Consider the following 25,385-nt stretch of genomic DNA (forward strand, 5'->3'; position numbering starts at 1 on the left):
GTATAATTAACCCCCCCGTGTGGGCGGGCCCGGGGGCGGGGGGGCGGCCCGCGCCGGCGAGCTGCCGAGAGTTCCTCGACCACACCGGGAAAGTGCCGTCCGGCGATGGAAAGCAGCCTTCCGTCACGCAACTCGGTCTCGATCATGAACCGCGGTACGTGTCCCCACGCCATGCCGTGCAAGATCAGCTCCTTCTTCATGAGGTGGTCCGGAACGGAGCACCGGGGCGCGCCTTCGACCAGGAAGTGGCCCTGCTCGGAGGGATGTTGCGCCGAATCCCGGACCACGCACTGGGTGAAGGCCTGCATCCGCTGCGGTGTGATGTCGGCGTCCGGAGGGAAAGGCAGGAAACCGGGCGCCACGACGGGCACCAGCGCGACGCGGCCGAGATCGATCCACTCCATCCGCACGTCACTCTTGGGGACGCGGTGCACCATGAGGTCGGCTTCGTCCTCCAGCAGTCGCTCCCAGGGGCCGGTGACCGTCTCGAACTGCAGGTGCAGCCGTGTCTGCGGGCACTGCGCGAAGAAGCCGCTGAGCATCTGCAGCACCGGCGGAAGCGGGCACAGGTCCCCGAGCACCACGCGCAGTTCGGCCTCTTCGCCCATCGCCAACTGCTCGGCGTAGGTCTGCAGCTCCTCGGCCTCGTGCAGCAGGAAGCGCACCTTGCGGTGGAAGGCGTGACCCGCCTCGGTGAGCTGGACCCGATAGCCCGAGCGGTCCAGCAGGTCAAGGCCCAGCTGGCGCTCCAGCTTGGCGACTGCTGCGAACACGGAAGGGTGTGAGCGGTGCAACCGCTCGGCGGCGGCCTGGAAGCCGCCGTCGAGAACCACGGCGTTGAAGCACTGCAACTCGTGGAGCGTGAAGTTCGACATTGTCCAGATAACCTACAGGGCTCGTTCGATCTTTGTAATAGCACTCTGCCGGGTGGTGTTCATAGGCTGAGCACATAGCCGCTGGATCACTGGAGCTGACATGACTTCTCAGACCCCTACTGCCATCACCACCGGCGATGGCGTCCGCATCGCCTACCGCTTCGACGGTGACGAGAACAAGCCTGTGCTGCTGCTCTCGAATTCCATCGGCACCGACCTCCACATGTGGGATGGCCAGGTGCCGGCTCTGACCGAGCGCTTCCGGCTGCTGCGCTACGACGCGCGCGGCCACGGCGCCTCCGATGTCCCGGACGGCCCGTATTCCCTGGACCGGCTGGGGCACGACGTGGTGGAGCTGCTGGATGCCCTGGGCCTGCAGCGGGTGCACGTGCTGGGCCTGTCCCTGGGCGGAATCGTCGCGCAGTGGCTGGGAATCCACGTTCCGGAGCGCGTCGACCACCTGGTCCTCTCCAACACCGCCGCCTACCTGGGCCCGGCCCGTCAGTGGGATCAACCGATCGCCGAACTGCTGGAAGCCCCCGACATGCAGGTCACCGCGGAAAGGTTCCTGCACAACTGGTTCCCGGCCCACATGCTGCGAGGCGACAACGAGGTTGTCGAGGGCTTCCGCCGCACCCTGCTCGCCACCCAGCGCCAGGGCGTGGCCGGGAGCTGGGCTGCGGTGCGCGACTACGACCTGCGCCGCACAGCCGCGCTCATACCCAACCCGACACTGGTCATCGCGGGCGAGCACGACACCGTCACATCCGCCGACCACGGCAAGGAGCTCGCCGCGACCATCCCCGGCGCACGGTTCACCGTCCTGCCCACGGTGCACATGGCGAATGTCGAAGGACAGGCGCAGTTCCTGAACGCCGTGGTGGCCTTCCTCACCGAACAGTCATGAAAGGCAGTTTCTCAGCCTATGCAACGGTTGTGACGGTCACGGCGTGATGCCTCGTCACCTCGTCATGTCTCGCAGTTGTACGTCGTCACGGTCACGTCCTTGGCAGGCAGGTACAGGGGGCGTTGCTGCTGGTGGTCGTAGAGTACGACCGCGGTGATGTGGGTCGTGCAGCAGCGCGGTTTTCGCAGCAGGTGCCATCTCGAGCCTCGCCCGGATCGCCGAAACGGTGATCGACGCTTGTGATCAGTTCGGCCTCGAACGCTTCGCCCTCGTCGGTCTCTCCTTCGGTGGCGCGCCCAGCGTGCGGATCGCCCTCGACCGGCCTGGCCAGGTGTTCACGGTCATGGCGCTCATGCCGTGGAACGCGGGCGGTACCGAGGCGGGCGATCCAGTCATCGAAGGGTTCCACAAGTCCTTCCGTGACGTCGAAACCATCACGCAGGCCATTGAGGCCATGTCGCTGAAGCCGAGCAAGACGACCGATGTCGTGCGCACGATGACGAGTGCTGTCACAGAGCAGTTCTGGGACAGCTGGCCCGGAACCGGTGGCGGTGCTTACACGAGCATGTTCGAGGAGCTGTCCGGGATCACCGTGCCGGCGTGCTACGTCATCGGCGGCAGAGACACCATCGCTCCGCAGGACAAGTTGATCGCCGACGTGCGTGCGATGCCCGGAGGCCGGCTGGTCTTCCTGTCGGACGCGGGACATCTCGCCCCTTACGAGTCTCCCGAGCTCGTCGCCCAGGAGATCCACGAGTTCGTCAGCCGCTACGCGAACACGCCGTCGCCGGGCGCGGGTTCCGCGCCTGGATCCTCGCCCGGCGCACGGCCGAGCAGGTAGAGACGCCACGACCGCCGCGGCCAGCAGGACTCCCGCCCCGCAGCAGATGAGGAGCGACCGGCCCCGGTGCCTCCGCTCCCACGTACACAGGCCTGTTCGGCACAGGCCTGTGTACGTGGCGGACCAAAGTGGCGTCCTGGATACAGAGCTGCTGCGACGCTCACGAACAGTCGCGCTGAGGCAATCAGGCTCATCATCACGAGTCCTGCCGGGCCGCTCAGCCGGGTCGAGTACTCAAGCCCCGCCAGCGTTGCGCCCAGGCACACGCGGTGACAGCCTGCCTCGAGGAGACTGGACCGTTCCGCTGTCCTTGCCCTCCGCCCTGACGAATTGAGAGAGGCACTGTAATGAGCAGTGAGCCGGCAGACTTGCACAAGATAGACACCTCCCTTCCGCACAGCGCGCGCGTATGGAATTACTGGTTGGGCGGCAAGGATCATTACGAATCCGACCAACGGGCCGGTGACGCCTACAAAGAGAAGTTCCCCCTGATCGTCCCGATGGCCCAGGAGTCACGCGATGTACTGCGTCGCTCGGTGAGCTGGATGGCGCGGGAAGGTATCAGACAGTTCCTCGACGTGGGTGCCGGGCTGCCCACGGCCAACAACACCCACGAGATCGCCCAGCGCATAGCGCGGGACAGTCGGGTGGTCTACGTAGACCACGATCCGATCGTCCTGATGCACGTCGACACGCTTTTACGAGGCACGCCCGAAGGCGCCACCGATTACGTGCTGGCGGACATGCGCGACACCGACAAGATTCTTCACGACGCGGCGAAGACGCTCGACATGTCTCAGCCCATCGGTCTCGTGATCAATGATGTGCTGGGTCACATAGACCCCTGGGAAGACGTACTGGCTTTGGTGCGCAATCTGGTGGCGGGCCTTCCTTCCGGTAGCTATGCCTCGCTGAGTCATTCCGATGCCGACGATGACCTGCACCGCAACGTGCAGGAGGAGTACAACAACTCCGGCGCAATCCCCTACATTCTGCGCAGCCCGGAGCAGACCATCTCGCTCTTTGACGGTCTTGAACTGGTCGACCCCGGCTTCGTTCCCTGGCCGGCGTGGAAGCCGGACGCGGCCATGCCCGGCGCGTTGACCATTAGGGCCGGATGGGTCGGCGTGGCACGAGTGCCATAACACCCCTAGCCGCCAACTCACGGTCCAGCAAGCCCCGGTGGATTCCAGACGGATCGCATTTCTGCTTCGAGAGCTGAGCGGTCGGACCATCGCCTCGCTCAACGGGTACCGGCCCACGAAGGCCGCCCGGCCTGCGCAGCCAGTACAACAATTCGGCGGTCGCCGGGACCTACCACAACAAGCAGAGCGTCGACCTGCTCTGTAAGAAGCCCGGCCAGCCGGTCGGCGGTAACCGCACCTGGTACCAGGTCAAGACGTCCAAGGGTTATGTCTCCGCCCGGTACGTCAGGCCCACGGCCCTGGTCTCCTCAACCTGGTCGGACTCGCCGTCGCCGTCCGCGGCACCGGAACAGTCGCCCAGTGCCGGGTCCGTCATCACCGACCGTGGCGGCCGGCACGGATCCGCTCCTCTTCGTCGCGTGGCGGAGCCGATGAACCGGAGTACAGCCGACGTTGCAGCTGTGCGCGACCAGCAGCGCGCGGTCGTGACGTGCGGCTCCTTGAGCCGGGTCCCGCCGCCGGACAGGCTGAACTGCCCTTTCGGTAGGGCTACCCCTAGGCAAGACTCGGGGGGTGGCCGCAGCGATACCGGGCGATGGCGCGCCTAGCGTGCGGTGCATGCAGATGACCAGAGGTGGGCGAGCGGCCGTTGCCGGTGTCGCGATACTGGCCGTGGCGGCGGGAACGTCACCCGTCGCGGCCTCGGATGCGGCCGGTGAGCCTTCGGGGCTCGGGCGGTACCACGCCCAGGACGTCGACTGGCACGACTGCGCGTTGGGCCCCGACGACGCCACCGGACAAGAGCTCGACGCCGCGGGCGCCCAATGTGCCGACCTCACCGTGCCGCTCGACTACACCGATCCCGGCGGCCGGACCCTCACCGTCGCCGTCTCCCGGCTCCGCGCCGCCGATCCCGCACACCGCGTCGGCCCGCTGCTGCTCAACAACGGCGGCCCCGGCGGGCCGAGTCTCGACATGCCGCTCACGGTCGGCGCGGCCCTGGGAAAGGTGGCGAAGACGTACGACCTCATCGGCCTGGACCCGCGCTTTGTCAGCCGCTCCACACCGCTGGACTGCGGCTGGGACATCGGTTCCACGGTCTTCTCGGCCGGCAAAGGCCGGGCCGGGTTCAAGGAGTCGGTCGCCCGTCAACGCGGCCTGGCCGAGCGGTGCCGGGAGACGAACAGAGATGTGCTGCCCTACGTCAGCACCCGCAATACCGCCCGGGACATGGACGTCGTCCGGGCCGCGCTGGGCGCGCAGCGGATCTCCTACCTCGGCTACTCGTACGGCACTTACCTCGGTCAGGTCTACACCGAGCTGTTCCCCGGCCGCACCGACCGCATGGTGCTCGACGGTGTCATCGATCCCGCCCGGTACTCCCAGACGCTGCTCGCCGACTCCACGCGAGCCAACGAGCGGGCACTGCACGCCTGGGCGGCCTGGACCGCCGCCCGGCACGACACCTACGCCCTCGGCCGCACCGCCGACACTGTGCTGGCCACCGTGCGCGGCATCCAGCAGGCCGCGGCCGAAAAGCCCCTACGGGTCGGCGACTTCCGGGTCGACGAACACTTCGTGCCCCTCGTCTACTTCGGCGGCCTGGGCAGCGACTTGGACAAGCCTCGGGCCGAGCTTGCCACCGCGACCCGGACGCTCGCGCGCGCCGCCGACGGACACCACGTCGAGCCGGGAGCGGGGTTGTCCGAGCTGCTGGCAGCCATGACCACCAAGGCCGGTTCGCAGCAGGGCAGCGTGCAGGCCGCCATCCTGTGCGGAGATGTCGCGACGGAGCGCGGGACCGAGAGCTACTGGCGCGACATACAGGCCGGCCGCAAGAAATACCCCTTCGCCGCCCCGCTGTCGTACAACATCACGGCGTGCGAGTTCTGGGACGATCCGGCGGAGGCGCCGACCGTGGTCGACAACGACGTTCCGGCCCTGTTGGTCAACGCCACGGGCGACACCCGTACCACCTACTCCGGCGCCCAGCAGGTGCGTGAACGGTGGTCCCGTTCCCGCCTGGTGACCCTGCCCGGCGCCAGGCAGCATGGGATCTTCGGCGAGTACGGCAACGCGTGCGCAGACGCGCAGGTCAACGCCTATCTGACCGACGGCAGACTGCCCGGACGTGACGTGTCCTGCCGGTCCTAGTCCTAGCGCACAGGCCGGTGGCTCTCCAAGGTCACCTCGTTCGAACACGGCCCGGCACTGCTCCGCTACGAGATAACCCACGACGTCCGCAGATCGCCGACGTACAGCTCCGGCTGCAAGATCACTCGTTCGACCAGGAGCTCCGTCGCGCTTGTCCACCCGTGTCAAGGTCGGCAAGCGAAGGACCACGATCAGGACCGTCAGCCGCGTCGGCCACCGGACCGACACGAACCGGACTCGGCGATCTTGAGGCCGTGGCCGCCTGCGCCTCGGCATGCCCATCCCCCTGCCCTCTCCCGCATCGCTCCTGCACGGGCCCTGCGTTCAGGATCTGGGGCGCGCGGTGGGGCGGCAGGATGCGGACCAGCCGCCGCCGCTCCACACGCAGTAACCTCCGGTCAGCAGAGGAGGCGTGGGCAGTGCAGTACTCGACGGGCTGATCGGCGCGGGTGCGCGCTCGACGCAGCTGGCGCCGTCAAGACCACGCGGCGGCAGGCACAAGGACCCCGACCGCGAACCGCACCGACGTCGGCGGGCGACCTGCGACCGCTACGGCGGAGTACGGCACCTGTTTGCCGCACCCGTCCTGGCCAAAGACAAGCTCTACGGCCACATCAAGCCCCTCAAGCGGCGCACGCAGTTCCCGGAGTTCTGCCGCTACCTGCGCGTGCCGGCCGCGCGAGGTACTGCGCCATATCTCATCGAGGACCAGCCACCGTCAGGCGCCTCGTAGGTCACCACGCGGTGCAGGAAGTTCCCCGCCTGCCGTGTTCTGTCCCACGTGTCCAGGATCGCCGGCCAGTAGGGGGCCAGCCATCCCTGTTTGGCCGGGTAGAGGAACCGGGAGTGCCGGTAGCGGGCGAACAGGTCCTCGGTGGCCAGAGAGCCGCCACACCGCCGCCGACGAACACTGCAGTTCGAAATCCCGCCAGATCAGCACCCGGATCCCGCCAGCGTCCAGCGCTGGTCCCCCCGGCCATACACGGCCGGACTCCGAGCCAACTCCCGCTCCAGCTGTTTTGGGTATTGCCTTCGCCGATACAAGTGGGGAGCACTCCCCGCTTCGTGTTACGGTCATCCCGACGTGTAAACGGGGAGTTATCCCCACTTCTGTCCGGGAGCCGTCCATGCGCACACAGCGCCCCACCGTTCAACTCGCCGACCTCACCGACGACTTCACAGCCGACCCCTACTCCGCCTTCACCGCACTGCGCTCGCACGGGCCGGTCCACCACGTGCGCTTCCCCACCGGGGACGAGTCGTGGCTGGTGATCGGGCACGAGGAAGTGCGCACGGCGTTCGTCGACCCCAGGCTGCGCAATGACGTGCGGCACTCCGCCGACTTCAAGGACGACGGGCTGTACTCCGTGGGCAGCAACATGCTCCAGGTCGACCCGCCCGATCACACCCGCCTGCGGACACTGGTGGCCCGCGAGTTCACCGCCCGTCGCGTCCAGGCGCTGCGGCCACGCGTCCAGGAGGCGGCCGACGCCCTCCTGGACGCAGTAGCCGCCGACGGCCGTGCCGACCTTGTGACCGCATACGCCTACCCCCTGCCACTCACCATCATCTGCGAGCTGCTCGGCGTGCCAGAAGCAGACCGGGCCGCCTTCCGGGAGTGGTCCACGAAGGTCGTCTCCCTCGACGATGCGGAGCAGTCCGCCCGAGCCTCGCAAGAAATGGCCGCCTACCTCGCGGGGCTCGCAGAGGAGAAGCGGCGGCTGCCGGACGCGGCGGAGAGCGACTTGCTGCACGCCCTGGTCCGCACCCACGACGGGGACAGCGGCGACCGGCTCGCGCCGGAAGAACTGCTCGGCATGGCCTTCCTGTTGCTCGTCGCAGGGCACGAGACCACCGTCAACCTCATCGCCAGCGCCGTCCACCTGCTGCTCAGCCATCCCGAGCAGCTCGCCGCCCTCCGTGCCGACCCCGAGCTGCTGCAGGGCGCTGTGGAGGAGGCGCTCCGCCTCGAGTCGCCCGCGCCTGCGGGTACTTACCGCTACGCCGCCGAACCGATCGACCTCGGCGGCACCCGGATACCAGCGGGCGCCCGTGTCGTTCTCTCCATCGCCGCCGCGAACCGTGACCCCGCGCGCTTCCCCTCCCCCGAACAGTTCGACATCCACCGCGATCCGGCCGCGACCCGCGCCCACCTCGCCTTCGGGCACGGCCTGCACCACTGCCTGGGCGCCCCGCTGGCCCGCCTGGAGGCAACCTTGGCCCTGCGCATCCTGCTGGACCGCTTCCCCCGCCTGGCCTTCGACGGCGACGGCACACCACAGTGGCGCACCAGTCTCATGCGGAGTCTGCGAGAGCTGCCGGTGCGCTGGTGACTTGCGCACCGTAACAACATGCTCCTCATGGACCAATGCGATCTCACCCGATCCCGGACCATCAACCGCCGCCGCAACCCGGCGACTTGATCCGGTGACTGCGGCTCGGGCTCGGGAACTCCGAATCCACGGACGCCATGACCCACGTGCATCACACTGGCACCACGATCCGTTGACGCCACGGCGGCTGCCCACCCAGACACCTCGTGGGTGAGCGCGGTGAGCGAGAAAAGGGGAAGACGTGAGTGAGAGCCAGCGCCCGTCGGACGTGTCGGGCAGGCTGAACACCGGAGTCGCGCACAACGCTCGAGTGTGGAATTACTGGATCGGCGGGAAAGACAACTACGAGATCGACAAGCAAGTCGGTGACCAGGTCGTCACGATGTTCCCGGTGATCCGAGACGTGGCCCGCGCCGACCGCCAGTTCCTCGGCCGCACGGTCCGGTTCCTGACCGCCGACTGCGGAGTGCGACAGTTCCTGGACATCGGCACCGGACTGCCGACCGTGGACAACACCCACGAGATCGCCCAGCGGATCGCACCCGAGTCCCGGATCGTCTACGTCGACAACGACCCCATCGTGCTTGTCCACGCCCGCAGCCTGCTGACCGGTACGCACCAGGGAGCCACCGACTACATCGACGCCGACATTCACCACCCGGTTGGCGTCATGGAGGGCGCATCGGCAACCCTCGACCTCGACCAGCCCGTCGCGGTCATGATGCTGGGCATCCTCAACTTCGTTCTCGACACGGGCGAAGCACAGGACATCGTGCGCCGGATCATGGCCGCGGTCCCCTCCGGCAGCTATCTCGCGCTGACACACCCCACTACCGATACCGATCTCGGTGGCGAGGGCAATATCGAGGCCATGAAGTTCTGGAACGAAAACGCCACCCCGCCGATCACTGCCCGCAGTCGCGCAGAGATCAGCTCCTTCTTCGACGGCCTGGACCTTGTCGCACCCGGCCTCGTTTCGTGCGCGCAATGGCGCGTTGAGTCCAACTCCCCTTTTGAACTTCCGCAGTTCGGTGCGGTGGCGTTGAAACCCTGACGGATACGGGAACCTGCCGTCGTGGAACATCCGCGCGCACAGGTCTTCAACTTCTGGTGCCTCCCCGCGTTCAGCCGAAGCCGCCGGAGCACCGATGGACACGCGGTCTCAGCTGTGATGCCACGGGTTCAGGGGCGGGCCACGGAGACGTTCTGCTCCAGACTGGCGCCCACGGTGGCGGTGAAATCCTCGGCACGCGGCAGCTGCATCCGGAGCCTATCGACCTGCTCGGCAGCGGGCTGCTCGTACTCGCGCAGCCGGGCCAGCAGTGTCTCGCGCTCGTCGGTGTCGAGGTCGCCGTCCGCATCGAGGCGGTCGGTCGCCTCCAGCAGGTCGCACGTCTGGTCGAGAGTGAAGCCGAGCGGCTTCCTGCGTCGGACAACCATGAGTCGCTGCACCCACGGTCGGAGTCATGCGCAGGTCAGTCCTGTTGGTACGCGTATCCGTGCTCGTTGAGGAGGATGTATGAGGGCTCCAGGGCGGTGGCCTCGCGAGCTCGGTCCAGCAGCTCGGTAAGCGGCGGCGGGGTCAGCCCGAGACGGTCGAGGAACTCGGCCCGGCGCCCGGGCAGGTCGTCCATGTCAGCTGCCTCACTGAGCTCCTCGTCTTCCTCCTCCCGCAACGCCAGCAGCGTCGCCTCGTCCATGGCCCGCCCCTGGCTCTCGAGGTTCAGTGCCCGATCCGCGCAGGGCAGCACGGCCATCAGCAGCAGGGCGTCACGGAGGTTGGCACCGACGATCCCGGCCGAGCCCTCGGAGTCGGCGAACAGCACAGGCCGGTCCTCGCCGTCACCGGCCCCGCACAGGAAGTACGTGCCGCCTCCGCCGTCCTTGGCGATCGCCTCCAGCGGCTCGCCCGAGGCGAGGTGCACCGGCTCCACGTGGGTGATCGGCCCATGTCGTACCACGTGCGTGTCGAAGTCGAAGGGCCACTCGGCGAGTTCCGCCGCTTTCGGGTCGCTGCGGAGCAAGCCGAGCATGGAGGGCGATGACGTCATGCGGGCTACCGTAGGGCAGGGTGGCGGCAGGATCGCGGCGTGGGCATCCGCTCTCCCACCACCAGCACGTGGCCTTGCCACCCGCCCAGCTCGAAGACGAAGCTGCGGGCCCAGAACAGATCCCGGTCGTCGCGGGGACTCCATCGTCCGCGTGGTGATCGCAACACCGGCGGGAAGCCCCTCCAGCGTCACCACGCGTGCGGTCCGTGCACCTGCACCTCCCCCACGGCCAGTCGGCGCGACGTAGTCAACGATGCTGCCTGTGATGGAGCCTGTACTTGTGTCAGCGGCGCCGTGGCATGGCACAAGGGTGACGGAACGCGGTTGGTGGGACGCGGAGGGAAGAATCCTGCCGGGCCCATCCGCACGCCGCCGGGGCTCGTAGGAATCCGCTACGAGTACCGGGAAAAGACGCACGCCCCGGCAGCATCGCCCGACGAGGGACTCGGACGCACCCGGGACGGCCTGAACTGCAAGATCCGTCTCGATGGAGAGGGTGAACGCCCGCCCCCTGGCCCTGCTGAACACTCCGGGCCAGTGGGGCGACACTCCGCGACTCAGCCCGGCCATGGAACGCCTCGGTGTTGGCCGGCTCCGCCCGTGATCTCCGCCGGATCTAGTGACCGGTTGTGCCGTCGAGCATCTCGCGCACGATGTCCAGGTGGCCGTTGTGGCGGGCCGTCTCCTCGGTGAGGTGGTGCAGGATCCAGCGCAAGTCGACGTGGAGGCCGTTTCGGATGGCTCGCTGGGCCTGCTTGTCCAGGCTGTTCCGGGCGACCAGTTCGCGGTAGCGGGCGCTCTGTTCGGCGTATTCGTCGAGCAACTGCGTGAGCGGGAAGTCGACGGCGATACGCATCTCGCGGTCGGGGTCCTCATCGGTCCAGGGGCCCCGGTCCTCCTCTCCGAGGAAGACCACCTGGAACCAGTAGTACTCGACCCAGCGAAGGTGGTTGACCACTCCGCTCATGGTCATCAGCGGTGAGCCGGGCAGAAGCGCCTTGCGTGCGTTCTCCGCGGAGACGCCATCACATTTGGCGCGGGCGGTGTCACGTGCGTAGTCGAGAAACGTGGTGAGCTGGGTGCGCTCGTCCCACGCAGACGGTGTGTCATCGATTCTGGTCATCGCGCGAAGCGTCTCCGATCATCGCGGCCCATGTCGAGCTATTTACCGATGGACCCAACCTGCTTCGCCCAACTCCTTGTCGGCAGCCCACCAGTACACGGACGGCGTGAGGAGGGGGCGTGTGGTCACCGCGCGGCGGCCTCCGTGTCGATCCGGAGGAGCAGCAGGTCGTAGACCGGGCCGCCGGGCTCGTTGCGGCAGGGGCCTCGTACGTCTAGCCGAGGCGTTCGTGGAGAGTGCAGTCGGCGGTGTTGTCCGGGCGGAGCGGCAGCTAGATGTAGTCGGGGTTGATTGCTTTGAGTAGCCTCCCGCGCCTCTCCGCTGGCCCGCGCGCCCGGCAGGGGCTCGCAGCGGGTTCGCTGACGTGCTCGCCGGCCCGCATCACGGCGTTCAACGGCCCAGGCCGCATACCGACATTCGCACTCGCACTCGCACTCGCACTCGCGTCGACGGTCGCGGGGCTGCCTCATCACAGCCAGGGAGTAACCCGGACCAGGGCGCGACGTTATGAGGCCGTGGGTATCTGGCTGCTCAACCATTTCAGCACTCTCGCGCTAGCCGGGCTGCTCGGTGGCGGCGCCGTCCTGGCCGCCGTCGCCGGCCTGCTCATACTGCGACGCAGGTTTCCTCACCACACGAACGGCACACACAACGAGATGATCGGCGTCGTCCTCGGCATGTACGCCGCGATCTACGGCATCATCCTGGCCTTCGTCGTCGTCGCCGAATGGGAAGGCCTCAACGAGGCGGAAACCAACGTCGCACTCGAAGCCAGCCAGACCGCCGAGGTGCTGCGCGATGCCCCCGCGTTCCCCACCGGCCAGGAACGCCGGGTGACAAACGCCGTCGGAGCGTACGTCCGCGTCGTCGTCAACGAGCAATGGCCACTCATGAGCAACGGACAGCCCGACCCCAACGTCACCAACCGCGAAGTCGTCGCCCTGTACCAGGTGTTCCAGGAATACGAGCCACAGACCGAGGCCGAGAAAACCTACTACGCCCAGTCCGTCTCCACACTGGGCGAGATCGCCGGCGCACGCCGAACCCGGCTCTCCGACGCCCAACAGTCCCTGCCCTCACTCCTCAACATCCTCGTCTACGGCGGCGCACTCATCATGCTCCCCCTGACCCTGCTCTACGGCATCAACAGCCTGCGCGCCAACCTCATGTTCGTCATGTCGGTCGCCGCACTCATCGGCGTGAGTCTGCTGCTGTGCCTGACATTGGACCATCCGTTCGCGGGCGACCTCGCCGTTTCCCCCGCCCCCTTCAAAGAGGGCGTACTCGCCCAGTTCTGGCCATGACCTCCCCTCGCGGAGACGGCTCTACGACGCCGTACGCCGCTGGCACCTCCCCAGACCTCCGCGCCTGACACCGGGCCTTGAGGAAGGGGCGCATCACTTCTACAGCCCAGGACAGGACTGTCAGTTCCGGTCAACTTGGCGGCCCGGGCCATGTGCGGCGGACACCAGTCCGTCGGACGCCGCGGCCTGCAGCCGGTTCCGTTCCTCTGCGTCCGCGTCGAAGCCGACCGGTTCCCAGCGCTTCACCAGGAGTGCGATCAGACCCAGTACCGGGGCCGCGAGGATGACCCAGTAGACGTGGGTGCCCAGGCCGCTGCTGAGGATGGGGAAGAAGAACAGGGTCAGCGTCGAACCGAGGCGCAGCACCGCCTGGTTGAAGCCGATGCTGACGCCGCGCATCGAGGTGGGGAAGCCCAGCGAGGCGTAGCTCATGATGTGCGCGCCGGGGCCGAAACCCTGGGCGAACATGAACGCGCCGAGCATCAGGATCCCTGCCGTCACCACGGCCGTCCCGCTCGGCTCCCCGATAAGCCCGAGCACGGTGATGGCGACGAACTGGATGGCGAAGCCCAGCGTCATCATCGGCCAGGCGCCACGGGTCGATGCCCAGCGGATGCCGAGCAGTCCACCGGTCAGGGCGAAGAGGAGGTTCAGGGCGAAGGAGGAGGCGATCGTGGTCAGCGGGCCCTGGGTCATCAGTGTGGCGATGATGATCGGCAGCCCGAACGCGACCGCGTTGTACCCGAAGGTCTCCGCCAGGCCGACCGACACCGACTGAATCGTGCGCGTGCGGTACGGAGGGGCGAAGAGCCGTGCATAGGCGGCGAGGCCCGGCCGGGCTGGGGCGGGCGCTTGCGCGGGTGCATCGTCGGCGACGCGCGCGTCCACGTCGTACGCCTGGCGAAGGATCTTCGCCGCGCCTTCCAGGTCGCCCTGTTCGGCGGCCCAGGTCGGGGACTCGTTCATGTAGCGGCGGCGCAGCAGCAGCACCAGCAGCGCGGGGACCGCGCCGAAGCCGACGGTGAAGCGCCACAGCCAGCCCAGCTGGGCGTCGGGCAGCAGGAAGTACAGCAGCATGATCACCAGGTAGCAGCCGCTGGTGGCGCTGTACCAGGCGGGCGACCAAGCAGCCGTGCGTGAGCCCTTGCTGCCCTTGCCGCGCAGCCGGGAGAATTCGGCGAGGAACGCGATCGCGACGGGGATGTCCATGCCGACGCCGATGCCCATCACGAAACGCGCCGCAATCAGCGTCCACACGTCCTGCGCCAGCGCGCACACCAGCGCGGTCACGACGAAGAAGAGCATGTTCGCCATGAAGACCCGGTAGCGGCCGATCCTGTCCACCAGCCAGCCGCCGACGAGAGCGCCGACGAGTGATCCCACGCTGATCGAGGCGGTGACCGTGCCGGCCATGGCGGAGCTGAGGCCGAACTGTTCTGTGATGTCGGGAAGCCCGTAGGCGAGGGAACTGAGGTCGTAGGCGTCGAGGAAGATGCCGCCGAGCGCGATGACCACGATCATTTTGGCATGACGGCCGCGGGCCGTGCCCGAGTTGACCAGATCGGAGACGTCCGCCGCGGAGCGGATCAGTACCGTGCCCGGCGTTGTCGCCGGGGTCGTGCTGCCGGGCAAGGGGGAGGTGGAGGTGGAGCTCACGAGCGCCTTCCGGGGTGGTGCGGACGTACCGGCGAATCGTCGCACCGGCCGGAAATCGCCCGTACGCATGTCCGCATAATGGTCACCGTCGTCTGCATCATGGATGCCATCACGATCAGCACACGGTCGACCACCTGGCGTTACTGCCCGAGCAGGTTCCCTTTTCCTCCGCCACTGCCTGGGTGGCGGTGCTGATCGACGGCCGTCCCGTTGTCGGTGGGTGGGGCTAACGTGCGTAGACACGAGCCCAGCGTGAGTAAAGGAAGATCATGACCATATTGGAGAACCGGCCGAACACCGCGCTCCTAGTCATCGACGTGCAGAAGGGCGTCGTCGAAGGGGCCCACCAGCGCGACGTGGTCGTCGCGAACATCGCCGGTCTCGTCGAGCGGGCGCGGCAGGAAGGGGTCCCGGTCGTCTGGGTCCAGCACTTCGACGAGGAGCTCACGAGAGGGAGCGACGACTGGCGGATCGTCCCCGAGCTCACTCCAGAGGACACCGAGCCGCTCGTCGAGAAGAGCTACGGCGACTCCTTCGAGGACACCACTCTGGAGACCGTACTGTCGGGAATCGGTGTTGGGCGGCTCGTCATCGCCGGCGCGGAGACCGACGCATGCATCCGCTCGACGCTCCACGGCGCGTTCGTCAGGGGGTACGACGCGACTCTGGTCAGCGACGCCCACACGACGGGCGACAAGACAGCATGGGGTGCGCCGCCGCCGGACCAGGTCATCGCCCACACGAACCGGTACTGGACCTACCAGAGGGCGCCGGGGCGGACGGCTGGGGCGGACGAAACCAAGAACGTCGTCTTCGGCGGCGCATCCTGACGACTTGAGTTGCGCCCTGCGAGCCAACCACGACGCTCATCCGGGCCAACTCAAGAGTTCTGACCGTTCTTCCGGATGCCGTTGGTGATCTTCACTCGGTGGAGTGAAGCCTGCTGACTGCGGCTGTGTTCATGCCCTTGCGGTGCTGCGCTGGTGGGAGCGGGGCGGTTTCGGCGGTCGGAGGAGTGACCGCAATGGCAATGGGTTCGGTTTTTGGGCGGGTGATTCCGCCGTTGACGGTGCGGATGGCACGGGCGAACAACCCACGGGGAACGGCCGCGATGTGGGTGCGTGATCGGCTGGACGGCCTGTTCGCCGCTGCTGACTTCGCCGACTGGTATCCGGCCGACGGACGGCGTGGACTGTCGGATTGCCCGGCGAAGGACGTCCACCGCACGGCGCTCCCCTTCCCGCACCAGTCAGCCTGCAGCTTGTGTCCGACCGCGTAGGGGTCCGTGGCGCATGAGGTTGGCGCGGTGGAGGTCTCGTCCCGCTCGCTGCTTAGCCGGTCGCCCCATGGTGCAGACGAGGCCGGGGCCCAAGGGGAGCCCAACGCACCTTTTGACACGGCCTTGACAAATTGGTGAGGCGTCGCCAGGATGCAAAGCGCTCGCACTTCTGCGCAATTTCCTGTGCCAGATGCGCAAATCACGCACGCATCGGCACGTCAGTCCGTACTTCAGTACGCGCTCACCAGCTTTCCAGCACCGCAGCAAGCGCGGCCGGCGCGCGCCCTGCCTGACACACCCCCAAGCGTCAGGAGGATGCCCCATGTCCCCACGCCCTCGCACAGGGCTCACACTGCTCACCGCACTCGCACTCACGCTGTCCGGTCTCGCCCTCTCCGCTGCCGTCTCTGCGGGCGCGGACGCCCGGGACATCCCGGCCGCGGACTACCAACAGGTGCAACTGGCCGCAGGCAGCGCCGAGTTGGGTGAGGCCATGTCCCTCACCGTGCTGCCCGACCGTTCGGTGCTGCACACCGCCCGTGACGGCACAGTCAGATACACCGACGCCGCCGGGAACACCACCCAGGCCGGAAAACTGGACGTCTACACCCACGACGAGGAGGGGCTGCAAGGCATATCCGCCGCCCCGGACTTCGCCTCCAGCCGCCAGGTGTACGTCTACTACTCGCCCAAGCTCGACACCCCGTCCGGTGACGCGCCGGCCACCGGAACCGCCGCCGACTTCGAGCGGTGGAAGGGGCATCTGAACCTCTCCCGGTTCACGCTCAAGGCCGACAAAACCCTCGACATGGCCAGCGAGAAGGTCGTGCTCCAAGTGGCCAACGACCGCGGCCAGTGCTGCCACGTGGGCGGCGACATCGACTTCGACGCCGCCGGGAACCTGTATCTCAGCACGGGCGACGACACCAACCCGTTCGACTCCTCCGGCTACGCGCCCATCGACGAACGGACCGACCGCAACCCGCAGTTCGACGCCCAGCGCTCCTCCGGCAATACCAACGACCTGCGCGGCAAGGTGCTGCGCATCAAACCGACGGCGGCCGGCGGCTACACCGTCCCCGCCGGTAATCTCTTCGCACCCGGCACCGCGAAAACCCGGCCCGAGATCTACGCGATGGGCTTCCGCAACCCGTTCCGCATGAGCGTCGACAAGAAGACCGGCGTCGTCTACCTCGGCGACTACGGGCCCGACGCCGGTGGCGGCGACGCGAACCGAGGCCCCGGCGGCCAGGTGGAGTTCGACCGCATCACTGCCCCGGGCAACTTCGGCTGGCCGTACTGCACCGGCACGAACACCAGCGCCGAGACGTACAACGCGTACACCTTCCCCAGCGGTCCATCCGGCGCCAAGTACGACTGCGCGGGCGGCCCGACCAACGATTCGTTCCGCAACACCGGACAGGCCAAGTTGCCTCCCACACGCGCCAGTTGGATCAAGTATGGATGGGACGGGTCGCCGCCCGAGCTGGGCAGTGGCTCCGAGTCCCCCATGGGCGGCGAGGTCTACCGCTACGACCCTGATCTGCAATCGTCGGTGAAGTTCCCGCAGTCCCTCGACGGCCGCTTCCTCGCCACCGAGTACGGCCGCAAATGGATCAAGTCGATCGAGGTGAAGTCCGACGGATCCCGGGGCGCCATCGAGGACTTCCCCTGGACCGGCACCCAGATCATGGACAGCGACTTCGGCCCGGACGGCGCCCTGTATGTCCTCGACTACGGCACCGGAAGCAACAACCAGGCCCTGTACCGCATCGAGTACCTCGGCGGCAGCAACCGCAGTCCGATCGCCAAGGCCACCGCGGACAAGACCTCCGGCGCCGTGCCGCTGACCGTGCAGTTCTCCTCCGCGGGCAGCTCCGATCCCGAGGGACAGTCCCTCAGCTATTCCTGGGACTTCGGCGACGGATCCGCCTCGACCCAGGCCAACCCCTCACACACGTACACCACGAAGGGGACCTACCGGCCGACGCTCACCGTCAAGGATCCCCAGGGCCTGACCGGCAGCGCCAGCCTCGTGGTGACCGCGGGCAACACCGCGCCCACGGTCTCCCTGCGACAGCCCGCCGACGGAAAGCTGTTCTCCTTCGGCGACACCGTGCCCTTCGAGGTCTCGGTGAGCGACCCGGAGGACGGCGCGATCGACTGCGCGAAGGTCAAGGTCACCTATCTCCTGGGGCACGACAGCCACTCGCACGCCATCACGTCCAAGAACGGCTGCAGCGGCAACATCACGGTGCCCGCCGACGGCGAGCACGACAGCGCGGCCAATCTGTACGGGGTCTTCGACGCCGAGTACACCGACAAGGCCGGCCTGACCACGCACAGCTTGCGGAACTTGCAGCCGCGCCACCGGCAGGCCGAGCACTTCACCGCCCAGTCGGGCATCCAGATCGCCGGGCACGTCCCCGCGGAAGGCGCCAACACGGTCGGCTTCACCGACAACGGCGACTGGATCTCCTTCAAGCCCTACACACTGGCCGACGCAAAGTCGTTCACCGCCCGCATCGCCTCAGGCGGCGCCGGGGGCACGATCGAGATCCGCGCCGGTTCACCGACCGGCACCCAACTCGGCTCGGTGGCCGTGCCCGTGACGGGCGGCTGGGAGAACTACCAGGACGTCACGGCGAACCTGTCCGCGGCGCCGTCGGGGACCACGGATCTCGTGCTGGTCTTCAAGGGACCGAGCGGCCAGGGGAACCTCTTCGACGTCGACGCGTTCACCCTCGCCACCACCTCGCAGAAGGGGCGTCAACCATGAGCAACGTGAGCAGAGCGTCGAGACGGCTGCGCCGCGCACCCGCCGTTCTCGCCCTCGCACTGACCGCCGCTCTCGCCGTGCCGATCAGCGCGTCGACCGGGTCCGCGCGGGCCGCATCGGCGCAGGACATCGGCGGCCGAGCGGACGCCGCGTCCTATGACGTCCTCGTCTTCTCCAAGACGGCGGGCTTCCGCCACGACTCGATCCCGGCCGGCACCGACACCCTGCGCCGCCTGGGCCAGGAGCAGGGCTTCACCGTCACGGCCACCGAGGACGCCAAGGCCTTCAGTCCGGACAACCTCTCCAGATACGAGGCCGTGGTCTTCCTCAGCACCACGGGCGATGTCCTCAACAGCGCACAGCAGGGCGCCCTGCAGTCGTACGTCGACTCCGGCGGCGGCTATGTCGGGGTGCACGCGGCGGCCGACACCGAGTACGACTGGCCGTACTACGGGCAGCTCGTCGGGGCCTGGTTCAAGAGCCACCCCGCCATTCAGCAGGCCACCGTGGTCAACGAGGACCGCGCCCACCCGGCGACCTCTCACCTCGGCGCCACCTGGGCCCGTACCGACGAGTGGTACAACTACCGCGCCAACCCCCGCTCCGGCGTCCACGTCCTGCAGAGCCTGGACGAATCGACCTACAGCGGCGGAGAGATGGCGGGCGACCACCCCATCACCTGGTGCCACGCGCAGGGCCAGGGCCGGTCCTTCTACACCGGCCTCGGTCATACGGCCGAGTCGTACGCCGACCCCGACTTCCGCACCCTGCTGCTCGGCGCGGTCCGTTACGCCGCGGGGCAGGCGCCCGGCGACTGCGCGCCTGATACGGAAGGCAGCACGGTGGCGAGCGTGGGCCGCACCCCCCGGGCAACCGAGACGAGAGCCGTCGGGGAGGGGTCGCAGAACGTCCACCTCTTCTACTACCCGTGGTACGGAAACCCTGCCGTGAACGGCAGTTGGCGCCACTGGCCCCAGGGCGGCCACACCCCGCCCGACGACATCGGCGCCGACTACTACCCGGCGCTCGGCCCGTATGACTCCGGGGACATGAAAGGCGCCGTCGCCCAGCACATGAAGGAGGTGAAGAAATCCGGCGCCGGAGTCATCGTCTACAGCTGGTGGGGCCGTGGCGGATACGAGGACCGGCTCGCCAAGGGCGTTCTGGACGCGGCGGCCGAGGAAGGCATCAAGGTGGCCTGGCACTTGGAGCCGTACTCGGGACGTAGCGCGGCCTCCACGGTGGCCGACATCCAGTACATCAACGACACCTACGGCAGCCACCCCGCCTTCTACCGTTCCGCCGAGCACGGCGACAAACCCGCGTTCTATGTCTTCGAAAGCCTGCGCATCACCGACTGGAGCGCGCTCGACGAGGTGACGGACCGCAGCATCGTGCTCGCCCAGACGACCGACACCACGAAGATCGCCCACTTCTCCGGGATGTACACGTACGACGGGATCGCGGGCGCCACCGCCCCCGGCTGGAAGCAGGCCGGCGACTACGCCCGTGCCCACGACTTGATCTGGGCCCCGTCGGTCGCCCCCGGCTACATCGACGACCGGGCGGTCCCGGGCAACACGACTCCCACCCTCGACCGCGCGGACGGAGCGGCATACGACAAGCAGTGGAACAACGCCCTGGACCCGGCCATCGGCGGCTCACCCGCCTGGGTGTCGGTGACGTCCTTCAACGAGTGGCACGAGGGGAGTTCCATCGAGCCCGCCGACAGTTCACCACCGGCCGGCCACGGCTATCTGAGCTTCGAAGGCGCGTACGGAAAGACGGGTGAGGCGGCGGAGAGCGCCTACCTGGACCGGACGGCGTACTGGGTGGAGCGCTACGAGGGCAGGAGAGGCCAAGACCAGGCAGTCACGGACACCGGCCCGCACCGCGCTGCTCACGGGTAGCGAACGCCGAAGCGGGAACCGTACGCCACAAGCCCCCGTACCTCCCGAAAGGCTGCGGGGGCTTGTGCTGGAAAGATGCGGGGGACCACCAGGGGGCTGCACGACATTGTGCGGCTCCACAACAGCGCCCCCTCCCCCGCATCCGCACGCTGCGCGCACCGGCGCCCGCAGTCCGGGAGCGCCTGCATGAAGGCCGGATCCGCGGTCGGGCCGTCATCCTCCCCAACGGCTGATCTCCGGTCCCCCGCGCGACGACGTCGCACATGGGTAGCACCATTTGGCCATTCCCTTCCGGTTCGGCGGGTCTTGTCCCCGCAGACCACCGCGCCGTGGGGGAAGCCGCCCACGACGCACCGCAGATCGCGCTTGGCGGGATACGGCCTCCTGGTCGTGCGCCCGTTCGCATGGGCGTGGTTTCGTGGTCTCAGCCGGGCCCGGGACGACTCGACGTACGCGACACCCCTCGTGCCGTGTGACGAGAGGAACCCGTGCCATGCCTGCGTTACCGGCCCTCATGGGCAGCCTGTTGACTGCCACCTCCTGGCTGACCAGCCCGCTCGTCCCTGACGACTACCTCGGGCTGATCGATCCCCTGCTCGACGCGCGCTTTCCCGCGGGCCGGGTGACAGCGGTGTGCCCGGAGACCCGGGGCGCCACCACACTCACCCTCAGGCCGGGCCGAGGATGGTCCGGCCACCGCGCCGGGCAGTATCTGCCGATCGGCGTCGAGATGGACGGCGTGCGGCATTGGCGCACCTACTCCCTCACCTCCGCGCCGGACCGCACGGACGGCCTGCTGACGATCACCGTCAAAGCCGCGCACGGTGGCAGGGTGTCCCCGCACCTGGCCCACCGGACACCACCGGGTGCGGTGCTCCGGCTCGGCCCGGCACAAGGAGAGTTCGTCCTTCCGGACCGTCTTCCGTCCCGCATCCTGTTCGTTACCGCGGGCAGCGGCATCACCCCGGTGATGGGCATGCTCCGCGCCCTCATGCGCCGTCGGCACCCTCACCCCGATGTCGTCGTGCTGCACAGTGCGCCCCGCGCCCAGGACAGCATCTTCAGCGGTGAACTGCGCTCGGCCCAAAGGCAGTTGAGCTGGCTGTCCTACGACGAACATCACACCCGGTCACACCGCAGGCTCACCCCGGGCGCCCTGGGGCGGCTCTGTCCCGACTGGCGCGAGCGCGAGAGCTGGGCGTGTGGTCCAGCTGCCCTGCTCGACTCATTGGAGGACCACTGGGAGAGTGCAGGCCTGCGTGAACGGCTCCATGTGGAGCGCTTCCAGCTTGCTCCGGTCCTTCCGCCGGACCCCGACGCCGCCCCCGGCGGCCGGGTGCTGTTCACCCGCTCCGGAGCCGAGATCGCCGCGGACGCGTCGACCCCGCTCCTCGCCGCCGGCGAACTCGCGGGGGTGCCGATGCCCTACGGATGCCGACGAGGCATCTGTTTCGGCTGCCTCGTTCCCCTGACGTACGGGCGCGTGCGCGATCTCCGTACCGGCGACATCAGCGACCGGAACGGCCTGTTGATCCAGACCTGTGTCTCGGCCGCGGCCGGACCAGTGTCCCTCGACGTCTAGCCACACAAGGAGTCTCCTGTGACTGCGACCCCTCTCGCCGCCACCGAGGCAGAGCCCGGCAAGGAACTCGACGCGGAACCCGGCAAGGAACAGGTGAAGGAGCCGGTGAAGGAATGGGTGGAGGGATTGGGGGAGGAACTCGACCGGATCCGGTCCGAGATCATCGCCACGCGCGGCGCCGACGACGCCCGTTACATCCGCACCGTGATCGCTACCCAGCGGGGCCTGGAAGCAGGCGGCCGGGCCGCGCTCGCCGTCTCCCTCTTCCCACCCGCCTGGGCGGCGGGCACCGCCATGCTCTCCGTCGCCAAGATCCTGGAGAACATGGAGCTGGGCCACAACATCCTGCACGGCCAGTGGGACTGGATGGGTGACCAGGCGATCCACTCGTCCACCTGGGAGTGGGACTTCCTGACGCCCGCCGAGGCCTGGAAGCACACCCACAACCATCTGCACCACACCTGGACCAACGTCGTCGATCGCGACCGGGACCTCGGGTACGTCATCTTCCGGATGAGTGCCGACCAGCCCTGGCAGCCGCGCCATCTCGCCCAGCCGCTCTACAACTTCGTACTCGCGCCCCTCTTCGAGTGGGGTATCGCGCTGTACGACTTGGAGCCCGACGCGGTCGCATCGGGCTCCAAGTCATGGCGTTCGTTCGTGGCCGGCCTGACCGGGTTCGCCGCCAAGGCCACCCGCCAGCTCGCCAAGGACTACGTGCTCTTCCCGTTGCTCGCGGGTCCCTCGGCGCTGCCGTGCCTGACGGGCAACCTCACGGCCAACACCGTGCGCAATCTGTGGTCGCACACCATCATCTTCTGCGGCCACTTTCCCGGGGACGTCCAGACGTTCACCGAGGAACACATCGAGGGCGAGACGCGCGGCCAGTGGTATCTGCGGCAGATCCAGGGCTCCGCCAACATCGACGGCGGACGGCTCTTCCACATCCTCAGCGGAAACCTCGGCCACCAGATCGAGCACCACGCCTTTCCCGATCTGCCGAGCAACCGCTATGCCGAGATCGCCCCTCGGGTGCGTGAACTGTGCGAGAAGCACGACATCCCGTACGTCACCGGGCCGTTGTGGCGCCAGTACGGCTCAGCGTGGAGGCGCATCCTGCGCTTCGCCATGCCCGCGCCGCGTCGGCCTGACTAGATGCGCAGCAGTCCTTCCTTGAACTCCCGGTACTCCCGCAGCGCCAGCCGCAGCTCCTCGGAGTTCTGATCCTGCCAGCTCGCGCGCGGGGTGCGCCGTCGCTCCGTGAGGGTTCCCGTTCCGTGTTGGATGGCCAGGGTCCTGGCCGGATGGGGCGGTCAGCCCCGAGGGCTGATCGCAACCCCTACTTAGTCGTGTGTGTGGGGTAGACCTCGACGTCGGTGTAGGCGCCCTTGATGTCTCCCGCACCCGCGGGCCACTCAAGGGTCACGGAGTGGGTCTCGTTCGGGGGCGTCACCTGGATGTTGGTCGGGTGCGCGAGGCTGTCGCCGGTGTTGTCGATGTCGTAGGCGAGGTTGAAGACGGCGGCGTCGCCGGGCTTCAGGGTGGTGATACGCGGCTGGGCCTGGCCGCGCCCGATGGGGTTCGAGGTGGTGTCGACGTCCTTGATGTCGACACCCGCGAAGCCGGTCGCCGAGCAGGTGGTCGAACCCCGGTTGACCATGCTGATGTCGATCCGGCCGGAGGCCTCGTCGGGCGCGGCGTCCGTGGCGTCGATGGCCAGGTCCTCCGTCTTGCAGAACGTGACCTTGCCACCAGTCTTCGCCGTGCTGTTCGCGGCGCCGGCGTTGGTCTTCGTGTCCTCACCGGAGCCCGACTTCGCGTTGCTTGCCTCCGAGCCGTGCTGCGACTTCGAGCCACCGTCCGAGGACGACGAAGACGAGGACGAGGAGCCCTTGGAGGACGAGTCCTTCCCGGAGTCATCGCCGCCACAGGCGGTGAGCGAGAGGGTGGCGGCGACGCCGATGGCGGCGAGAGCGGTGACGCGGGTGTACTTCACGGTGTTCCCTTGCAAAGAGCGCGGTGCGTGTGGTCTGCAGTATTTGTATCTCACACCGAGTTACGGGCGGTCCACCGCGAGGTCTTCGTTCTGTCACAGGCGTATCGACCCCACGGTCCGCCAAGGTGCCACCGAACGGACACCAGCCTGGCCGACCTCGACCACCCGGACCTTGTCCTGCGAGGTGAACCTGCTCTCCACCGCCGGTCGCCGCAGCAGGTCACCGGACACCTCGGCCGCGACCTCGTCGTCCTGCGCGAGTGCGTGGATCGCCGAGGTCTAGGTCTCCTCCTGCGGCGAGCCAGGGGTGCCCACCACGCGGCCGACCCTCCGGTTGGCATCATCCACCAACCATGGCGACTCCGACCTTGGCGTTTACAGGCCTTTGCAGAAGCCCTCGGCCGCCCGCGACGCATCCCAGCCGCCGACCCCCCTGCGGTCCCGCCGCGACGGCCTTGCCTGCCATGCTCTGCAAGTCGCATCTGCCCCTGATGACGTGCCATCGGCTGATGGAGCGCCGCGAGACGTCGGGAAACAACAAGGGAGTGATCGAGTTGCCTGGAACGTGGGACGCACGTCGGGCCGTGCGCGTGCTGCCCCCGGCCGACGAGGCTGCTGACGCACTCCGGATATGGAGCGGGCAAGAGGACACCACTCTCGATCTGTGCGGTCTCGACGCGTCCGGTGTCGACCTCACCGGCGTCGACGTGGCTATGGGCCTGTTCATCGAAAGCCGCCTCGAGGACGCGGTCCTGGCCGACACCGACCTGTACCGCGCTGATTTGGGATACGCCGTCCTGGACCGCGCTGACCTCAGCCGGTCCTGCCTGGTCAAAGCAGTACTGGACTACGCGAGCCTGCAGGCCGCCGTGCTGGCCGACACGAATCTCGGCAGCGCTGAACTATATAAGACCGATGCCCGTGGGGCTTGTCTCCGAGGAGCATGCCTCCACGGCGCTTTGCTCCTGGACACACGTCTCGAAGGAGCGGACCTGACCGGTGCGTCAGTACAGGGAACGTCCTTCAAGGTGCGTCTGGACGAGCGCACTCTGGTGGCCGGCCTCACCGGCAGCGTGTACGGGCCCGCGTACGTCATGGACAACGGTGCGCGCAGAGAGCTGGCGGGCCGTGAGCTGGAACGGTGGCTGCAGCAGCGCGGCGCCACGGTGCAGGTTCTCAACCCTGCGCCGAACACGACCACGTACTACGCGAAGATCAGCGAGGGATACCCGCGCAGCCACCCGCAAGGCATCGTGCGCCGCAGCACGGCTGATGGCCTCACCTCGGATCACGCGTTCACCCGGAACCTGCGCTGGGAGCCCACCGAGTACCTGCGTCTGTACGAGCTGGGGCACAACGACACCGACCATGTCGAGATCAGCGAGGCTGAGGCCGCCGCGTTCATCACCCGGTTCACCAAGAACCCTCCCCCCTGACCGACCTCCCGCCG

General features: G+C 67.9%; 20 protein-coding genes and 3 pseudogenes. 16 read left to right on the forward strand and 7 right to left on the reverse strand.

The window, feature by feature from the left end; genetic code table 11:
* On the reverse strand, positions 1-875 hold an 875-nt coding region (locus ACFQ7F_RS10055; protein ID WP_383268858.1), incomplete at its 3' end, for a LysR family transcriptional regulator.
* Between the two features lie 100 nt (positions 876-975).
* Here ACFQ7F_RS10055 and pcaD point away from each other — a divergent pair.
* From pcaD to ACFQ7F_RS10090, 7 genes and pseudogenes are all read left to right on the forward strand, one after another.
* Positions 976-1,782: a 3-oxoadipate enol-lactonase gene (pcaD, locus tag ACFQ7F_RS10060; protein WP_383268860.1), complete on the forward strand. Its 807-nt coding sequence runs from the start codon at positions 976-978 to the stop codon at positions 1,780-1,782.
* A gap of 196 nt (positions 1,783-1,978) precedes the next feature.
* Positions 1,979-2,623, forward strand: coding sequence for an alpha/beta fold hydrolase (locus ACFQ7F_RS10065; RefSeq protein WP_383268976.1), 645 nt, complete (start codon positions 1,979-1,981; stop codon positions 2,621-2,623).
* Positions 2,624-2,970: 347 nt separating this feature from the next.
* A complete protein-coding gene (locus ACFQ7F_RS10070) occupies positions 2,971-3,768 on the forward strand; it encodes an SAM-dependent methyltransferase (protein ID WP_383268863.1) in 798 nt (265 codons plus the stop codon).
* A gap of 618 nt (positions 3,769-4,386) precedes the next feature.
* On the forward strand, positions 4,387-5,922 hold the full coding sequence (locus ACFQ7F_RS10075; RefSeq protein WP_383268866.1) for an alpha/beta fold hydrolase: 1,536 nt from the start codon (positions 4,387-4,389) through the stop codon (positions 5,920-5,922).
* Between the two features lie 484 nt (positions 5,923-6,406).
* A pseudogene (locus ACFQ7F_RS10080) lies at positions 6,407-6,589 on the forward strand (IS630 family transposase); the annotation flags it as partial.
* A 460-nt stretch (positions 6,590-7,049) separates the two neighbouring features.
* Complete coding sequence (locus ACFQ7F_RS10085; protein WP_383268869.1) at positions 7,050-8,255, forward strand: cytochrome P450; 1,206 nt, start codon at positions 7,050-7,052, stop codon at positions 8,253-8,255.
* A 241-nt stretch (positions 8,256-8,496) separates the two neighbouring features.
* The gene (locus ACFQ7F_RS10090; RefSeq protein ID WP_383268872.1) at positions 8,497-9,309 is read left to right on the forward strand and encodes an SAM-dependent methyltransferase; all 813 of its coding nucleotides are present in this window, start codon (positions 8,497-8,499) and stop codon (positions 9,307-9,309) included.
* A gap of 128 nt (positions 9,310-9,437) precedes the next feature.
* Here the strand turns inward: ACFQ7F_RS10090 and ACFQ7F_RS10095 are convergent.
* Positions 9,438-9,707: pseudogene (locus ACFQ7F_RS10095) on the reverse strand (MerR family transcriptional regulator); the annotation flags it as partial.
* Positions 9,708-9,730: 23 nt separating this feature from the next.
* Entirely contained in the window at positions 9,731-10,306 is a 576-nt protein-coding gene (locus tag ACFQ7F_RS10100) for a hypothetical protein (RefSeq protein WP_383268874.1), read from the reverse strand.
* 347 nt (positions 10,307-10,653) lie between these two features.
* On the opposite strand from ACFQ7F_RS10100, the pseudogene ACFQ7F_RS10105 reads away from it, so the two are divergent.
* Positions 10,654-10,898: pseudogene (locus ACFQ7F_RS10105) on the forward strand (IS5/IS1182 family transposase); the annotation flags it as partial.
* A gap of 24 nt (positions 10,899-10,922) precedes the next feature.
* Here ACFQ7F_RS10105 and ACFQ7F_RS10110 read toward each other — a convergent pair.
* Entirely contained in the window at positions 10,923-11,429 is a 507-nt protein-coding gene (locus ACFQ7F_RS10110; protein ID WP_383268876.1) for a DinB family protein, read from the reverse strand.
* Between the two features lie 515 nt (positions 11,430-11,944).
* On the opposite strand from ACFQ7F_RS10110, the gene ACFQ7F_RS10115 reads away from it, so the two are divergent.
* A complete protein-coding gene (locus tag ACFQ7F_RS10115; RefSeq protein WP_383268879.1) occupies positions 11,945-12,733 on the forward strand; it encodes a DUF4239 domain-containing protein in 789 nt (262 codons plus the stop codon).
* Positions 12,734-12,853: 120 nt separating this feature from the next.
* Here the strand turns inward: ACFQ7F_RS10115 and ACFQ7F_RS10120 are convergent, their stop codons facing one another.
* A complete protein-coding gene (locus tag ACFQ7F_RS10120) occupies positions 12,854-14,458 on the reverse strand; it encodes an MFS transporter (protein ID WP_383268881.1) in 1,605 nt (534 codons plus the stop codon).
* 200 nt (positions 14,459-14,658) lie between these two features.
* Here ACFQ7F_RS10120 and ACFQ7F_RS10125 point away from each other — a divergent pair, with 200 nt between their 5' ends.
* The 6 genes from ACFQ7F_RS10125 (at position 14,659) to ACFQ7F_RS10150 (ending at position 23,094) form a co-directional block, all read left to right on the forward strand.
* Positions 14,659-15,219, forward strand: a complete 561-nt coding sequence (locus ACFQ7F_RS10125; protein ID WP_383268884.1) for a cysteine hydrolase family protein — start codon at positions 14,659-14,661, stop codon at positions 15,217-15,219.
* 194 nt (positions 15,220-15,413) lie between these two features.
* A complete protein-coding gene (locus ACFQ7F_RS10130; RefSeq protein WP_383268887.1) occupies positions 15,414-15,668 on the forward strand; it encodes a hypothetical protein in 255 nt (84 codons plus the stop codon).
* A gap of 322 nt (positions 15,669-15,990) precedes the next feature.
* A complete protein-coding gene (locus tag ACFQ7F_RS10135; RefSeq protein WP_383268890.1) occupies positions 15,991-18,447 on the forward strand; it encodes a carbohydrate-binding protein in 2,457 nt (818 codons plus the stop codon).
* Complete coding sequence (locus tag ACFQ7F_RS10140) at positions 18,444-20,357, forward strand: ThuA domain-containing protein (protein ID WP_383268892.1); 1,914 nt, start codon at positions 18,444-18,446, stop codon at positions 20,355-20,357. Before ACFQ7F_RS10135 ends, ACFQ7F_RS10140 begins: the two co-directional genes overlap by 4 nt.
* 493 nt (positions 20,358-20,850) lie before the next feature.
* Complete coding sequence (locus ACFQ7F_RS10145) at positions 20,851-21,939, forward strand: ferredoxin reductase (protein WP_383268895.1); 1,089 nt, start codon at positions 20,851-20,853, stop codon at positions 21,937-21,939.
* A gap of 93 nt (positions 21,940-22,032) precedes the next feature.
* Entirely contained in the window at positions 22,033-23,094 is a 1,062-nt protein-coding gene (locus ACFQ7F_RS10150) for a fatty acid desaturase family protein (RefSeq protein ID WP_383268978.1), read from the forward strand.
* A gap of 184 nt (positions 23,095-23,278) precedes the next feature.
* On the opposite strand, the gene ACFQ7F_RS10155 is transcribed toward ACFQ7F_RS10150, so the two are convergent.
* Both ACFQ7F_RS10155 and ACFQ7F_RS10160 read right to left on the reverse strand, forming a co-directional pair.
* Positions 23,279-23,935: a DUF4232 domain-containing protein gene (locus tag ACFQ7F_RS10155; RefSeq protein WP_383268898.1), complete on the reverse strand. Its 657-nt coding sequence runs from the start codon at positions 23,933-23,935 to the stop codon at positions 23,279-23,281.
* Positions 23,936-24,028: 93 nt separating this feature from the next.
* The gene (locus ACFQ7F_RS10160) at positions 24,029-24,205 is read right to left on the reverse strand and encodes a DUF6192 family protein (RefSeq protein WP_383268979.1); all 177 of its coding nucleotides are present in this window, start codon (positions 24,203-24,205) and stop codon (positions 24,029-24,031) included.
* Positions 24,206-24,444: 239 nt separating this feature from the next.
* On the opposite strand from ACFQ7F_RS10160, the gene ACFQ7F_RS10165 reads away from it, so the two are divergent.
* Entirely contained in the window at positions 24,445-25,371 is a 927-nt protein-coding gene (locus ACFQ7F_RS10165; protein ID WP_383268900.1) for a pentapeptide repeat-containing protein, read from the forward strand.
* Positions 25,372-25,385 lie beyond the last annotated feature (14 nt).

It is taken from the genome of Streptomyces sp. NPDC056486 (assembly GCF_042795295.1).
Taxonomy (GTDB): Bacteria; Actinomycetota; Actinomycetes; order Streptomycetales; family Streptomycetaceae; genus Streptomyces.